Source organism: Myxococcus sp. AB036A, assembly GCF_006547355.1.
GTDB lineage: Bacteria > Myxococcota > Myxococcia > Myxococcales > Myxococcaceae > Myxococcus > Myxococcus virescens.
Window position 1 is genome coordinate 121566 of sequence record NZ_VHLC01000006.1, and the last position, 14691, is coordinate 136256.

Annotated in this window: 12 protein-coding genes; 5 read left to right on the plus strand and 7 right to left on the minus strand. The window is 68.3% G+C overall.

Annotated features, from left to right (window positions below):
• Window positions 1-240 precede the first annotated feature (240 nt).
• The 4 genes from FL344_RS04350 (at window position 241) to FL344_RS04365 (ending at window position 2460) form a co-directional block, all read left to right on the plus strand.
• Window positions 241-441 carry a hypothetical protein gene (locus FL344_RS04350; RefSeq protein ID WP_216619703.1) on the plus strand — a complete coding sequence of 67 codons (201 nt, stop codon included), beginning with the start codon at window positions 241-243 and terminating at the stop codon, window positions 439-441.
• Between the two features lie 375 nt (window positions 442-816).
• Window positions 817-1008 (plus strand): hypothetical protein, encoded by a 192-nt coding sequence (locus tag FL344_RS04355; RefSeq protein WP_216612286.1) that lies wholly within the window; start codon window positions 817-819, stop codon window positions 1006-1008.
• 123 nt (window positions 1009-1131) lie between these two features.
• On the plus strand, window positions 1132-1407 hold the full coding sequence (locus FL344_RS04360; RefSeq protein ID WP_228564775.1) for a hypothetical protein: 276 nt from the start codon (window positions 1132-1134) through the stop codon (window positions 1405-1407).
• A gap of 252 nt (window positions 1408-1659) precedes the next feature.
• The gene (locus FL344_RS04365; protein ID WP_228564776.1) at window positions 1660-2460 is read left to right on the plus strand and encodes a glycosyltransferase family 9 protein; all 801 of its coding nucleotides are present in this window, start codon (window positions 1660-1662) and stop codon (window positions 2458-2460) included.
• Between the two features lie 31 nt (window positions 2461-2491).
• Here the strand turns inward: FL344_RS04365 and FL344_RS04370 are convergent, their stop codons facing one another.
• From FL344_RS04370 to xth, 7 genes are all read right to left on the minus strand, one after another.
• Window positions 2492-3997, minus strand: a complete 1506-nt coding sequence (locus FL344_RS04370; protein ID WP_141617625.1) for a radical SAM protein — start codon at window positions 3995-3997, stop codon at window positions 2492-2494.
• Window positions 3994-5415 carry an HEXXH motif-containing putative peptide modification protein gene (locus tag FL344_RS04375; RefSeq protein WP_141617626.1) on the minus strand — a complete coding sequence of 474 codons (1422 nt, stop codon included), beginning with the start codon at window positions 5413-5415 and terminating at the stop codon, window positions 3994-3996. Before FL344_RS04375 ends, FL344_RS04370 begins: the two co-directional genes overlap by 4 nt.
• Complete coding sequence (locus FL344_RS04380; protein WP_141617627.1) at window positions 5415-7112, minus strand: MBL fold metallo-hydrolase; 1698 nt, start codon at window positions 7110-7112, stop codon at window positions 5415-5417. Before FL344_RS04380 ends, FL344_RS04375 begins: the two co-directional genes overlap by 1 nt.
• Before the next feature lie 81 nt (window positions 7113-7193).
• Window positions 7194-9224, minus strand: coding sequence for a hypothetical protein (locus tag FL344_RS04385; RefSeq protein WP_228564777.1), 2031 nt, complete (start codon window positions 9222-9224; stop codon window positions 7194-7196).
• A 447-nt stretch (window positions 9225-9671) separates the two neighbouring features.
• Entirely contained in the window at window positions 9672-12212 is a 2541-nt protein-coding gene (locus FL344_RS04390; RefSeq protein ID WP_141617629.1) for a serine/threonine-protein kinase, read from the minus strand.
• Between the two features lie 81 nt (window positions 12213-12293).
• Window positions 12294-12494, minus strand: coding sequence for a hypothetical protein (locus tag FL344_RS04395; RefSeq protein ID WP_011555148.1), 201 nt, complete (start codon window positions 12492-12494; stop codon window positions 12294-12296).
• A gap of 99 nt (window positions 12495-12593) precedes the next feature.
• A complete protein-coding gene (xth, locus tag FL344_RS04400; RefSeq protein ID WP_011555149.1) occupies window positions 12594-13364 on the minus strand; it encodes an exodeoxyribonuclease III in 771 nt (256 codons plus the stop codon).
• 197 nt (window positions 13365-13561) lie between these two features.
• Between xth and FL344_RS04405 the strand changes: the two genes are divergently transcribed.
• Window positions 13562-14662, plus strand: a complete 1101-nt coding sequence (locus FL344_RS04405) for a tetratricopeptide repeat protein (RefSeq protein WP_141617630.1) — start codon at window positions 13562-13564, stop codon at window positions 14660-14662.
• Window positions 14663-14691 lie beyond the last annotated feature (29 nt).

The following is a 14691-nucleotide window of genomic DNA, read 5'->3' on the forward strand; positions in this document are numbered from 1 at the left end:
ACCGCGGCGATGCGCATCACCACAAAGGCCCAGGCCCGGCGCCCGAGAACACCCAAGTCCGCGAATTTTCAAAGCTGGCAGACATTTCATCAAAAACATGTCTAAGCCTGGACATTCGCTCGGGCTTCACCGTACTCTTCGAGATCCGAGCTGAATGCATCAACTGGCGTCAGGCTCGGCACGTTCGGCGACAAGTTCGTGCCGCGCGTGTGGTTTGATTCACCTCCCCAGGAGTTCCTCATGGTTGAGAGCAACATCGTTCTGAAGCCCGAGGTGGTGACGTTCAAGCAGCTGGATCCCGCGAAGGTGGACGCGCTCCGCGGCCAGCTGAGCATGATCCTGGGCCGTGGCGAGTTCCCCACGCTCTCCGCTCGCGCGGGCGCCGTCGTCGTCAAGGAGCCGCAGGATCACACCAGCCACACGTCTGACGGCTGGTTCTAGCAGGTCTCTGCTCCCCGGCGCTCATCCCTGGGCACCGGGGAGCAGGTTGTCTTGACGCAAGGATTGCCCCCTTCCCGCCGCAGGAGCATCACTCGCTCCGAGCCCCGGTGGTGTTCCACCTGGATGGGATTGGAGACCGGCTCCTCGCCCTTCCCAACCCGCGAGCCCTGAGTCAGCCGTACCCGGGTCAAACGCGCCGAATCTCCCGTGTAGCATTTATTTCATCGAAAACACGTCTACGCCTGGACATTCGTTCGAGGTACGCCATACCCTTGGGGATCCGAGCTGCGAGCATCCACTGGCGTCAGACTCGGCACGTTCGGCGACAAGTTCGTGCCGCGCGTGTGTTTTGATTCACCTCCCCAGGAGTTCCTCATGGTTGAGAGCAACATCGTTCTGAAGCCCGAGGTGGTGACGTTCAAGCAGCTGGATCCCGCGAAGGTGGACGCGCTCCGCGGCCAGCTGAGCATGATCCTCGGTCGTGGCGAGTTCCCCATGATGTCCGCGCGTGCGGTCGTCAAGGAGCCGCAGGATCACACCAGCCACACGTCTGACGGCTGGTTCTAGCAGGTCTCTGCTCCCCGGCGCTCATCCCTGGGCGCCGGGGAGCAGGTTGCCTTGACGCAAGGATTGCCCTCTCCCCGCCGCAGGAGCATCACTCGCTCCAAGCCCCGGCAGTGTTCCACCTGGATGGGATTGGAGACCGGCGCCTCCGGCGGCAAGCTCGTGCTGCGCGTGTGGTTTGATTCACCTCCCCAGGAGTCCCTCATGGTTGAGAGCAACGTCGTTCTGAAGCCCGAGGTGGTGACGTACAAGCAGCTGGATCCCGCGAAGGTGGACGCGCTCCGCAGCCAGCTGAGCATCATCCTGGGTCGCGGTGACTTCGCCCAGATCTCCGCGCGCGCGGTCGCCCCCGTCGATTATCCGTGGGAGCACTCCAACCACACGTCTGACGGCTGGTTCTAGCAGGCCCCTGCGCCCCGGTGACCCCACCCGGCACGCCGGGGAGCAGGATGTCTTGACGCAAGGATTGCCCCCTCCATGCAGCAGAAACTTCGTTCTGCCCAGGCCCCCGTCGTATTTCACCTGAATGGGATTGGGGACCGGCTCCTCGCCCTGCCCGCCCTGCGAGCCCTGAGTCAGCTGTACCCGGGTCGAATCAGACTGGTGGGTGCGCCAGGTGATTCAAGCCTGTTCTTCTATCAAGAGCTCGGGCTCATGAAGATTCACGAGGTCCGCGCGACCACGCAAGGCACGGAGCGAAGCATCGACGCCGAGATGCTCCGGCAGGCGGTGGGGGCCTGCGACTTGTTTGTCTGTTTCAACACCTGGCACGCGACGGGTGTCTCCGAGCTGCTCGAGGGGTTTCCGGCGGCCACCGAGACGGTCGGCCTGTATCGCCGTTACAAGCAGTGGGTCCGGAGTGAAGAATCCCAGCATTCCGCGGACCGGCTCTTCTCGCTGGCCCAGCAGGTGGATCCCACCCTGCGGCTGGAGGATTTCGCCCAGGCCCCCGTGCTGACGGCCGAGGCCACCGAGGCCGCCAGGCACTTTCGTGACAGCGTCCCCGATGGGGCCAAGGTGCTCGCGCTCCATACGGAGACCGGCTCCCGGAAACAGTGGCCCGTCGCCCGCTACCGCGCCGTGCTGGATGCCTTCCTGGCAGCCCACCCCGAATGGCTCGTGCTCAACGTGGACTACAACGCCACGGAGCTGGCGCCCATGGTCCATGAAGGCCGCGTGCTGTCCGTCGCAGGCGCCCCACTCGATGTCGCCATGGCGCTGCTCGGCGCCTGTGATGGCTTCCTCGGCATCGACTCCTGCATGCTGCACGCGGCGGACTTCTTCCGGCTCCCCTCGGTGGGCCTGTTCGGAACGACCTCCCCCCAGCAATGGGGCTTCCGTTTCACGCCGGCCTTCCGCGAGCCCACCGGGAACGGGAGCATGGACGACATCACCGAGGAAGAAGTCCTCGGCGCGCTCACGGACCTCGCCGCCGGGCGGCTGCGCCCCGCCTGAGCGGCGGCGAGGGCGCCAGCCCCGGCTGGCCTCAGCCGCTCTGCACGCTCAGCATCGGCGGCATGGCCTGCGAGGAAGACTCTGTCGGCAGACCGTTGGCCATCTCCACCAGGGCGGCGTCCATTCCAGGCATCATCCGCAGCAGGGGGATGGGGTCCTCCACGAGCTTGCGCAGGACCCACTCCACGACCGCCAACGTCTGCAGGCATTCCTCGGACGCATGGGGGCGCGGCGTCGCGTCCCCGGTCCGGGCATAGTCGAGCACCGGCAGCACGCCACAGTAGGGATTGAAGGCGCACTCGCGGCACTGCGGGTCACGATCCCGCAGCGACAGGTTCATGGACCGGAACGTGGCCTTGTTGCGGATGAGCGCATCATAGGTCGTCCCCTTCACGTTGCCCAAGCCGAACTCGGAGCGCATCGAACGGGCTTCGTCCGACGGCAGGATTTCGCCGTCATGGTCATAGGTGATGGCCGAACCGAAGTCCCCGACCGGGTTGCGCCAGTCCACGAAGCCCGTATCCGTCGACTGGAGAATCTTGGCCAGGACGACCCGGACCACGCGCTCGGAGTAGTTCTCGTTCTCCTGGCGGTTCTTCTCGTAGATGTAGTCGAGCGCGTCCAGGTAGTAGTGGAGGAAGTCCTTGATGTCGAAGGGCAGCTTCTCCTTGCGGGCGTTACCCAGGGCCTTGAGCTTCAGGATGGCGAGGTCCTTGAAGCCCTCCGCATGATAGAAGTCGATGGTGCGCTTCAGCTCCTTGGCGTTGGAGGCCCCCACCACGCACAGGGGCGACGCGCTGAGCACCCCGGGGTATCGGTCGCGGAAGTGGGTCAGCCGCTCCATGACCTTGCGGAAGCTGCCCGCCCCGCTCCGCGTGACTCGGAATGAGTCGTGAATGTCCTCGGGACCGTTCAACGAATACGACACGTTGATGCGGTTCTCCTTGCAGTACGCGATGTGCTCGTCGGTGGCGACCATGAGGTTGCTCACCACGGAGAAGCGGAGCCGCTTGCCCACGGATTCGTTCTGCCGGCGGGCCTCCTCGACGAAGTACTTCATGCCCTCGAAGTTCAAGAAGGGCTCGCCGCCCTGGAACTCGAAGCCCAGGAAGGGGGCCGGAGAACCAAGCGCGAAGCGGATGATGGCATCCGCGACGTCGGGCTGCATGTCGAAGCGCTTGGAGTCCGCGGAGATGTTCTCCGGGTTCATGTGGCAGTAGGTGCAGTTGAGGTTGCACCGCTTGGACAGCACGACGATATGGAGCCCCGGCCCCGCGTAGGTCCGGTCATGCCAGCGCTTGAGGTCCTCCAGCACGCGCGACGAGTTCTGCGCGGTGATGAGGTGGCTGGTCTGCTCGAGCCGCTCGAACAGGGCCTCATCCATGGAGATTTCGTCGAGCTGGGCATTCTCCGCGCCGGACAGCAGCTGCATGGCGCCCGTCCGGGACAGCCGCACGAAGTGGTCGGGGCCCACCTGCTTCGCGGGGAAGAAGTTGGGAAGCCACTCGTCGCGATAACGCAACCCTGGGACCCTCATGCGGCACCTCCGGCGTGCTGGGAATAGCGGGCCGCGAGCACTGCCGCCTCGCGCCAGTCCATGTATGTCTCGGCGTCATTCACCACGGGGCCGCTGGCGGCCACCCGCGAGAAGTGCTGCTTCATCCAGGCGTCGAAGGCCTGGTCCATGTCCGCATCCGCGACACGCTCGATGAGCGGATGCTGCTCACTCAGGGCCTGGGCCATCTGCGCGAGGAGCACGCGCCCTTCGGGCGTGGGACGCTCGAAGTCCAGGAGGGTCCGGAAGGAGAGCAGGTTGCAGCGGTGTGACTTGAGCAGTTGGAAGCGCCACTCCCGCTGCTTGAACTCGGGCCTGTCCAGCGCCAGCAGCCGGAGCCGGTTCACCGCCAGGAAGGAGTGCAGGCCCAGATGCACGCCTCGGATGGGGCGAGGGTCGGTGCGGTAGGCGGAGACGAACTCGGGACGTGAGTCGTCCCACCGTCCGAATGCGCGCGAGTCGAGCAGCAGATACATGCGCTCGTGTTGCAGCTCGTGGACCAGGTCCTCCGCATGCTCCAGGCCGTTGGCCACGCGCGTGAGGAAGACAGGCGTGCCAGCCCCATACGAGGACGAGCAACGCACGCTCCGGTTCTCCGGGCCGCCCATGTCGACGAGCGCGGGGAGCAACACGCGGGCCCAGTCGAGCACTTCGGGCCACAGCTCTCCCAGGATGTGGAAGGCCTCCTCCGTGCTTTGCAGCAGGGGCATGGGCCGCCAGGAGCCCGTGCTCCCATCATCCGGGATGCCCGCCTGGTCGCGCCGGCCGGTGATGCCGAGCATCTCGCTGTCGTCCAGCACCGGAACGTTCCAGGTCTTGGACCAGGGCAACGGCTGGATGCTCACGGCCGCATCGCCCGTGAGCGGCAGCGGGATGCGCACCCCGGAGCCGGCGTGCCCCTCCGCGGAGAGCAGGCACTCCGCGCCAGAGAAGTGCCAAACGACGCGCCCCTCTCCGGGGCCGCGCACGTCGAGCCGCTCCCCCCGAGGCAGGCAGTAGAGGGTCCGCGGCGTCACGAAGAAGGCTTCGCCGTGGGTGACCTCTCCCCGCAGCCGCTGGACGATGAGCAGGGACGCGAGGTTGCCCATCAGGCATTGAATCAAGCCAGGCCCGACGGCGGCGGGCCCCAGCAAGCGGCCGAGCAGCACCGTCGTGCTCCAATGCTCCAGGAACTCACGCGCCCGCGCCGGCGCGCGCTCGACGAGCTCGAACGCCTCGGAGAGGAGGGACTGGAGCTCCGCGGCACATCCCCCCAACTTCCCGAGCCGCTCCGGCTGCTGGACCCAGCCCATGAGCAGGTCGAGCTGCCCCATCTGCTGCGCACGCAACAGCTCACGCGCCGAGGCTTCCGTCTCGGGGGACAACGGCGTCGGGAACGTGAATGCATCTTGGAATTGCATCAGTGACTCCAGTCGAGCACCAACGGCGACTCGTGCGACAGATGGGACAGGAACGTGAAGATGGCCGACCGGACGTCATCGTGAGGCAGGGAGAGGGCCGCGCTCACGTCGCCGACCATCTCGGCGACCGTGCGTCCGTCACACTGGTCCAGCAGGAGCGCCTCGAGCGTCGACAGCGGCTGATAGCGGACGCCCGCCGGGCTCGCGTAACACAGGACCTCGGACGTCTCCGGCGACAGCGGGCGCGCGTCCACCAGCCGCGCCAGGTCTCGCGTGACTCGCAGGTGGTAGGGCCCCAACACCGGGCGGCGCTGGAGGAGGCTGTCACGCAGGACCGACACGAGGCTCGCGCGAAGCGCCTCGGTGCGCTCGTCACGGCGGGCCAGCTCCTTCATCCGGCGTGACATGCACTGAATGTGGAACAGGCCCCGGTCCATCCACAGGCAGGCCGCCAGGTCCTCCCGCTGCGGCTCCTCGAGCGCCGGCTCAGACAGGAGCGCGGCCTCGACAGCGGCGAAGTAGCCAGCATCCATGTCCGTGGGCTCCGAGACCTTCGACGGGAGGAGCGAGACCAGCCTCGCCGCGAGCTCGAAGGCCTTCCCCTCCACGAGGTAGCGGAGCGTCCGGGGCGCCAGGACCGCCGCGGGGGTCTTGTTGACGGACATCTGGCACCGCTCCAGCAAGTAGCGCAGGTCGCGGGTGGATGCGCGCACCACTTCCCGGATGGCCTCGAACGGCTCCAGCCAACGCACGAGGTCGTTGTTGTCTCCCCAGCCCCAACGCTGAATGGGTTTGCTCGGGTGATATCCCGTGAAGAAGGTCGTCAGCAGGGCCTGAGGACGCCGCTGCCCCCGCGCCGGTTCGAAACGACGGCCGGGCTGCAGCAGCGCGCAGCGCTCCAGGACGTGCTCGCCATAGACGAGCCGATACGGAGGCTTCCAGGGCAGGAGCGCCGAGTCATGAGCGCGCGACACCGCGGCGGCCATCCAATGCGCCCGGTCGACCGGGTAGCGCTCCAGGCGGTCTTCCCGCGGCCGCCCCGCCATGGACAGCGTGCCCCCACACGTCGCGATACGCGCTGGCTTCAACCAGTCACAGAACGCGAGCGCGCCCACGGAGTCCATCTGATTCCAGAAGCCCTGCCACTGGACCGAGGCCCCCGTGGGAACGAAGGCGACATCAACCCGGCCCCGGAAAGGCTCCAGCGCTTCGCGCGTCCGGGGTGAATCCGTCACGTCCACCGCGTCCAGCGCCAGCACATCCGGCGTCTCCACCAGCAGGGCACATTGCTCCTCGCCCTCCCCCGAAGACTGCGCGGGCAGGATGTGGATGCGTAGGTCCTGGGTCAGCTCGACGACGTCCCCCTCCAGGAAGGGATGGAGATTGCGAAAGCCCAGCGCCGTGAGAATCGCGCGAGCGCTCGACTCGGGCGCCGCGCCCGGCTTCGGCCTGTCGAGGAAGTAGAGGGCGACGTCTTCCCGAAGCCCCAACAGGCTGGGTGGATGGAGATGGTCGTCGTGCGCGTGGGAGAAGAAGACCGCGTCCACCGACGACAGGTCATCGAAGAACCACGCGGGACACGCAGGCTGCCGAAACTCCAGCTCCCGCAGCACCAGCACCGGGTCGATGAGAACCCTCAGAGGACCGCGCTGAATGACAAAAGAAGTGTGGCCCAGGTGCTCGATGAAAGTCTGCACAGCCTGCCCATTATGAATATTCAGAATTCAACGTATCAATTCGTATCCCCGAGCGTCAATCCAGGCCCCGGGGATGACGACTCAGCGCGGCCGGAGCAGCTCAGACGTGCGATGTGTGGCCAGATAGGCCTTGGCCTCAATCACCGGGGCCCCCGTCAAGCCCAGCTTGACGTGCGCGAGCCGCTTATCGAAGACACTCTCTCGCGTGGCCGAGGCAGCGGGCAGGTTGACCTGCGTGCGCCCCGGCCACGCCAGCAGCGCGTCACGCCGGGAGGGTGCGCAGAGCCCCCGCGTCACGAGTTCGTCGAGCAGGCGTTGCCACCGGGGTTCCTCGGCGGGCTGCGCACGTCCCTGGAACGAGCACTCGAGCCCCAGCGTCGGCAGCAGCTGCGGCGCCAGGTCCAGGTTGAGCATGAAGCGATTGACGCCGAGCGGGAGGACCCACGCGAGGGTGTCCCGCAGCTGCTGGATGTCTCCAGGCCACGCCACGGCTTCCAGGTACGACACCATGCTCTCGGGAGGCACGTTCTTGAGCGTGAAGCGGAGGTTCTTGCTGCGCCGCGACATCATCACGCAGGCCGCATAGAGGTGTGCACCGGGAGGCAGCGCCTCGATGCAGACATCCATTCCCCGTTGAAGCTCTGGCGTGAGCGGCGCCTCATCCCCACGCAAGAGCGGAAGCCCCGCGTGGAGCGTCGCGCGGTAGGTATCCGACTTCCGCCGGTGGAGCTCTTCGTTGACGGCGACAGGCTGGTCCCGTGTGCAGAGGAACACGATGGGCAGCGGAGGCGAGGCCACTGGCGCATCCAGGTCGAACTCCAGCCAGAACGCGTCGACTTCCCGGTCGAGCAGCCCACCCGGCTCAGCCCATCCTCGCGCGAAGTCGCGAATGCGCCGCCACTCGGGAGCGGCGAACAAGGGCGCTGGGAGTTCTGAGTGAGGATGCCTGCCAGCAAGCAGCGCCTGACCGTCGTGTTTGATTCCCAGGATGAAGTCCACCCGAGGCGTCCCCTCCAGCAGCCGGACCTCGAAGCCTCCATCGCCCTCCAGCGCCGCGGGCAGCCATTCGCCCAGCGCGAGCAGGCGGGCTCGCGACTCGGGAGAAAACAGCGCGGGCGGATAGTCATTGTCGAAGGCCGCCAACGTCTCCTTCCAGGTGCCCGACCGAGGCGGGAGCGCCCCCGGGAGGAAGTTGTCGGTCCGGTCCGCCGCGATGCGCGCGATTCGGACGTACCGGACGAGCGCTTCGACACACAGCGCCGCCGATGCCTCGAGCGAGCCGTAGACGACGTCCTCGGCCTCGTACAGCGGTGCCACGGGCCAGAGTCCCTCCCCGCTCTGCCCGCTCAGCAGCAGGGACGCCATGGAATCCAACGTCCGCTCGAAGAGGTTGACGTCCGTGGGGCGCCCCAGGTTCATCAGGGCGCTCATCGCGAGGGCGACATTGACCGCGCCGCGCACCTCCCCCTTCTCCCAGAGCGAAATGAGTTCTGCCCGAAGGGGGACCGCGAGCTGCCAGTGGTCACCCACGTGACGAACCCAGCGCGTCAGCAGGTAACCCAGCAGGAAAGGCGAAACCGCGGGCTCGCCGCGTGCGCAGCCCAGAAGCCCCTGCGTGCGAACCTTCTCGGAAACAAGCGCGGCGCGGCCCGGTAGCGACCGCCCTTCGTGCGCCGCCAGGAGCAGGAGGTCCGTGGTCGTGGCGACATCCGCTTCAGGAGGAACGCCCTCGCTGGCCGCCGCCCCTGACTCGGACGATGTCTGCGCTGCGTCGCGCGACAGGAGCGCAGCGAGCGCCGGGGGTGGGTCCAGCGGCATGTTCCATTGCCTCAACGCCACCAGCGCGCGGGCCGACTCCCCCGCTTCCGACCGTTCCGAATCCGGGGAGAAACGCCAGAAGCCGGTCGATGCGCGACTGGAGAGCAGCCGCCGCACGCAGGACGTCCCATGCGCATTCGCAGCCCCCTCGCTCTCGGCCAGCGCGAGAAGAACCAGCGTTGCCGCCGCCGGCGAGTCCACGGAATGAACGCCCGCTCCCGTGGAAGCCAGCATCTCCGCGACGGGAAGCTGCTCCAGTGCGGCAACCGCCGCGCCAATCGCGCCATCCAGCATTTCTGCCGTGGGCCGGATTGGCTCTCCTGGACTTTGAACAGACACGGGCTTCCTCCGAGCAACGCTGGCGAATGGACGCAAAGCGTGCCCGAGCGCGAAGCTCAGGGTCAATCACCTCTCCATGTAAATTGCTGAAATCAATTTAGACCCCTACTCCATGTAAAATTGGTGAACTGATACTCTCGCGGCGCCACATCCTCCCCCGGCGCGAGACACGCATCGGGGCCCCTGGCGGGACGACGTGTCCGCCAGCGTGAAGCCGATGCGGGTGTTACGCGCGGGGGCTTCCGGCTGCTGTTGCACGAATGGTCCGAGGAGTCGCTCCACGGGTTCCTGGTGGAGTGCAAGCACGGCCGCATGCCTCGGCTGGCGTAGCGGGTGTCCCCCGCGCGCTACGTCCAGCTCCCCGCCGTCACGGGGATGCGTGGACAGGCGCCGAGGAGCGCGTCATGCGGACCAGATGGCTTCCACGCGGGAGCGCACCTTGCGCCGCGCCTCCGCGAAGCCGGGCTGCGCGCGCAGGGGCGTCAGCGCCGGGCAGCGGTCCATCCACTCCAGGTCGATGAGCGCGAGGTTCGCCGCCTGCTGGAGATAACGCAGCGCCTCGGCGGGCGCGCCCCGGATGCACATCAGCTCCGCCGCGAGCTGACACACCATCGACGTGAAGCGCGAGTTCACCTGCTGCCGGGTGAGCATGCCGTCCAGGGTGGCCATCGCGGACTCCACCGACACCTCGCCCAGCGCCGCCGAGCAGTAGGTGGCCACGTAGGAGGCCATGTGGTTCGGGTCTTCGTTCAACGCGTCCCGGCACTGGCGGACATCGTCCATGTCGCCCCTCCAGGCCGCGACCCGCATGCGGAGGATGAGGACCGCCATGCCCAGCAGGGGCTGACTGTTCAGACGCGCCATGCACCACTGGTAGGTCACGTCGTCGCCACGCAGCGCACTGCACCGCGCCACCTCGACCAGACAGATGGCCATGCCCGGCTCCAGTGCGTAGGCCAGCTTCAGGCGCGGCAGGCCTTCGTCCGCGCGCCCCGCCTCGCATTGGAGGTTGCCGAGGAGTTGGAGCGCGGGCGCGAACGTGGGAGCCGTGTCGAGCGCCGTGCGCAAGGCCACCACCGCGTCCCGCCACCGGCCTTCGCGGGTGGCCAGGATGGCCTGGGCCAGCTTCGTCTCCACGAGCTCCGGCGCCACCTGGCGGGCCCGTTCCAGGCTCGTCCGCGCCAGGGCATCCCAGTCGACCTCGTCCGCCAGGGAGCTGATGAAGCCCGCCCGAAGCGTCGCCACCGCATGCTGCGCCGCCGCGTGCGGGAAGCCAGGCACCGAGTCGTGAAGCTGTTCGAGCGGCGTGATGACCTCGTCCTTCAACTCCCCCGTCATCGAGTGCGCGAGCATCCGGGAGAGGGCCTGCCGGTAGAGGGCAAGGGCCTCCGCTGGCACGGTGGAGCGGTAGGCCAGGAGGGTCAGCTCGCCGCGGAGGGCTTCCGCCAGACGCTGCCCCAGCCGGTCCTGGAGCTGGAATGGGTCGTCATCCGCATCGTCGAAACGGCCGCTCCACAACTGCGTGCCTGACGCGCCCTCCACCACCCGGAGCGTCACGCGCACCGTCTTGCCCGCGGCCTGGAGCGTCCCATCCACCAGCAACTCCACTCCCAGCTCGCGCGCCGCGACGCGAGGATCCCGCTCCTGCCGGAAACGCTCCGTGGCCCCGCTGCTCTGCACCCGGAGCCCCCGCGTCTTCGACAGCACGTCGATGAGCGCCTCCGTCACCCCGTCGCCCAGAAACGCCTGGTCCGAAGCGCCCAGGAAGCGCAGCGGCAGCACCGCCAGCGACTGCTCATCCGGGCGCAACGGCGTGCGAGCGACCAGCCCGCCCGAGGACATCGAGTCATGACCGAAACCGCTGGGCCGTGGCGTGGACGCGCCATGGGTAGCAGCCGAAACCTGGAAAGCGCCGCTGGACCTTGGCGTGGACGAGCCGTGGGTTCCCACCACGGAGGACACGCTATCGCCACCCAGCGCGTGTCCTCTCGTCCCGAGGTGCACGCCATGGGCATGTTCGGGCTCGATGGCCTCGCCGACGGAACCAAGCCACTGCCTCAGCGCATCCGCCACACAGGCCGCGTCCTGCGGCCGGCCGGAGGGCTCACGCGACAAGCACGCGAGCACCAACTCCGCCAGCGCATCCGGCACCGCCGCCAGCAGGCGTGGATCCGGCGGCGGCTGCCTCAGACGGGCCATGGCCACGGCCATGGGCGAATCACCGGCGAACGGAGGCGTTCCGGTGAGCAACTGGTAGAGCACCAGGCCCGTGGCGTAGAGGTCGGCGCGGGCATCCACCTCGCCACTCTCCAGTTGCTCGGGCGCCATGTACATGGGCGTGCCCACCAGTCCCTGCGTGCGCGAAGCCCCCTCGCCCGCCAATGCCCGGGCAATGCCGAAGTCGGTGAGCACCACGCGGCCACGGGCCTCCACCAGGACGTTGGCCGGCTTCAAGTCCCGGTGCACGACGCCCGCGGCATGCGCCGCCGCCAGGCCCTCACAGAGCGCCAGGACCAGCCGCGCCGCCCGCGCGGGAGGCACCGTGTGCTCGCGTTCCATCAACGTTTGAAGGCTCTCTCCCTCCACGTACTCCATGGTCAGGTAGAGGCGGCCCGAGTGCTCGCCCAGGTCGAAGGTCCGCGCCACGTGCCGATGGGTGATGCGCCGGGCCAGACGGACCTCGCGGCGGAAGCGCTCCAGCCACTCCGGCGCGGGCGAAGCGCCCAGCTCCAGCAGCTTCAACGCCACCACGTCGCCCACCAGCGTGTCCCGCGCCCGGTACACCGCGCCCATTCCACCGCGCCCGGCCAACTCCTCGAGGACATAGCGCCCGGCGAACAGCGCGCCCTCCGTCACGTCGGTGATGGCGGGACGCGGGTGCGGCGATAGCAACGTCGCATCGGTCCCCTCGGGTGGCGCACTCCGGTTTTTCTCCTCGGACACAGCGCGGAATCTACCCTGCCGGAAGTCGGGGCGCCCGGCATTCAGGATGGGCCCAGGATTCCTGGGATATCGAGACCAACGTCAGCGGGACACCGGGGGCGTCTCCGGCGGCTTCGGCTTGAAAAGCGCGCACGCGCGGACCGGCTGCGGCGGGTACTTCTGAGGCAGCAGTGGGCAGAGGATGAAGGTCGTGGTCCTCGACTGGACGTAGCGAGGTGGCGCGGCGCAGCGGTGGCAAAGGCTGTCGGGAAACGGCAGCGATTCGGGCGGGGGCGTCGTCATGGCCTTCGGTCCTGGAGCATCGCACGAATCCCACCGCGTGCCCGGTGCTCGTGGAGAGCGGCCATGCCAGCGATGACATGGCCGCTCGCGAGTACCACTTCAGTCGCGCAGCTCGAGCCACACGGGAGCGTGGTCCGAGGGCTGCTTGCCCTTGCGCTCCTCGCGGTCCACGTCCACGACCGTCAGTCGCTCGGCCACGGGCGCCGTCACGTAGAGGTGGTCGATGCGCAGGCCCAGGTTCTTCGGGAAGCCGAGCATGCGGTAATCCCACCAGGTGAACTTCTGAACGCCAGGGTGCAGCCTGCGGAAGGCATCCGAAAGGCCGAAGGCGCCCAGGCGTTGGAGGGCATCCCGCTCCTTCAGCGTGAAGAGCGTCTGGCCTTCCCACAACTTCGGGTCATAGGTGTCGATGTCCTCGGGCGCCACGTTCCAGTCCCCGCCCAGCACCAGGGGCTCGTCGGGCTTGTGCCGTGTGTCCAGGTAGCGCCGCAGCCGGCCGTACCACTCCAGCTTGTACTGGTACTGCGGCGAGTCCACCGACTGGCCATTGGGCGCGTACGCGCTCACCACGCGGATGCCGCCCACGGTCGCCGCGATGAGGCGCGCATGCGAATCATCCACGCCGTCGGACAGGCCCTTCACGACGTCCTTCGGCTCCTCCTTCGCGAGGATGGCGACGCCGTTGTACGTCTTCTGCCCGTGGACGGCGGCGTGGTAGCCCAACTCCCGCACGGCCTCCATGGGGAAGTCGTCGTCCACGCACTTGAGCTCCTGCAGGCAGAGGACATCCGGCTGGGCTTTCTTCAACCAGGCGAGCAGCCGTTCCTGACGGGCCCGCACCGAGTTCACGTTCCAGGTGGCGATCTTCATCGCGCGGACCGTCGCATGCCGCCCGCGCCCCCCGCCATGCTTTTCCCCGGCCCTGTGGCCACAGGGCCACACAGCCCCCTCCGTCCCTCTGGGAGCATGCGTGGCACGCCAGTCGCAATGACGCCGGGTGGGAGGCCGGCACACGGCACCCCGGAGCCCCCGTCCCGGGAGCTCCGCCAGCAGTCGAGGCCGCCGCCATGCGCCGCAACCCCACGAAGCCCACGTCCCACACCCGCTTCCGCCCGCCGGCCTCCGTGCGGCGCGCGCTGGTGCTGGCAAGCCTCGTGGTGCTCGGACTGGCCCTGGCGTGGGCGGATGCGCCGCTGCCCCGGGCGCTGCGCGCGTGGCTGGCCGCGGAGGAGCAGTCCCCGTCCAACGCGGACGCCGCGGCACCGGATGCAGCCAGTCCTCGGGGTGACGCCGCCGCGTTCCCGCCGGATTTCGAGCAGCGCGCGCCGCGTCGAGACATCGGCGTCGCGCACCTCGGCGCCGCGTCCGGAGCCGCGTCGGAAGGTTCGAACATCGCGCCGGACGCCGAGCTCGCGTTGCCACACAGACATGGGCGGCGCGTGGACCACTTGAGCCGGGCCCACCTGTTGCGCGACTGGGACGACCTCGCTGGCGCGCTCACCGAGTGCCGCCGTGCGATTCATGACGCCCCCGACGACGTGGCCGCCTTGGCGCTGGCGGCGGAGCTCGCCGGGCTCACGGGCCGGACGGACCTGGCCGTGCGTGCCCATGCCCAGCTCGGCCGCCTGCTTCCCCTGGATGCCCGCCCCTTGGTGCGTCAGGCGAGGTTGCTGGTGTCCCTGGGCCGCCATGACGAAGCGGTGTTCGTGGGCGAGGAAGCCGTGCTGCGCAATCCCGAGTACGTGGAGGCCTATCAGGTGCTCGGGCGCGCGCACCTGGCGCAGGGGGCGCTGGCGAAAGCGATGCTGCGCTTCGAGCAGGCCGTCCACCTCCACCCCGAGCACGGCTACGCCCTCAACAACCTGGGCCTCACCTACCTGCGTGCCGGAGAAGCCCAGAAGGCCGCGGACGTGCTCGTCCGGGCGGCGGAGCTGCTCCCGCACGTGGCCTATGTGCACAACAACCTGGGCGTGGCCTACGAGCGGCTCGGACAGGTGGACGAGGCCCGGGCGGCCTATGCCGCCGCCATGCACTTGTCACCGCGCTACGTCCAGGCCCGCGTCAACGCGGACCGAATGCGCCGCACGGCCCACGCGGACATGGGCGTCGCCCGGACGGTGCGTGAGCAGCCGCGCCACACCCAGGGAGAGGCGCCTGCTTCCCGGTAGCGCCTTCCTGCCTGGAGGCCCTGCGCCGG

What these genes read in the sequence shown, in the direction of transcription:
- FL344_RS04350 (WP_216619703.1), top strand. Translation starts at nt 241, where the DNA reads ATGGTTGAGAGCAACATCGTTCTGAAGCCCGAGGTGGTGACGTTCAAG.
- FL344_RS04355 (WP_216612286.1), top strand. Translation starts at nt 817, where the DNA reads ATGGTTGAGAGCAACATCGTTCTGAAGCCCGAGGTGGTGACGTTCAAG.
- FL344_RS04360 (WP_228564775.1), top strand. Translation starts at nt 1,132, where the DNA reads ATGGGATTGGAGACCGGCGCCTCCGGCGGCAAGCTCGTGCTGCGCGTG.
- FL344_RS04365 (WP_228564776.1), top strand. Translation starts at nt 1,660, where the DNA reads ATGAAGATTCACGAGGTCCGCGCGACCACGCAAGGCACGGAGCGAAGC.
- FL344_RS04370 (WP_141617625.1), bottom strand. Translation starts at nt 3,997, where the DNA reads ATGAGGGTCCCAGGGTTGCGTTATCGCGACGAGTGGCTTCCCAACTTC.
- FL344_RS04375 (WP_141617626.1), bottom strand. Translation starts at nt 5,415, where the DNA reads ATGCAATTCCAAGATGCATTCACGTTCCCGACGCCGTTGTCCCCCGAG.
- FL344_RS04385 (WP_228564777.1), bottom strand. Translation starts at nt 9,224, where the DNA reads ATGCTGGATGGCGCGATTGGCGCGGCGGTTGCCGCACTGGAGCAGCTT.
- FL344_RS04395 (WP_011555148.1), bottom strand. Translation starts at nt 12,494, where the DNA reads ATGACGACGCCCCCGCCCGAATCGCTGCCGTTTCCCGACAGCCTTTGC.
- xth (WP_011555149.1), bottom strand. Translation starts at nt 13,364, where the DNA reads ATGAAGATCGCCACCTGGAACGTGAACTCGGTGCGGGCCCGTCAGGAA.
- FL344_RS04405 (WP_141617630.1), top strand. Translation starts at nt 13,562, where the DNA reads ATGCGCCGCAACCCCACGAAGCCCACGTCCCACACCCGCTTCCGCCCG.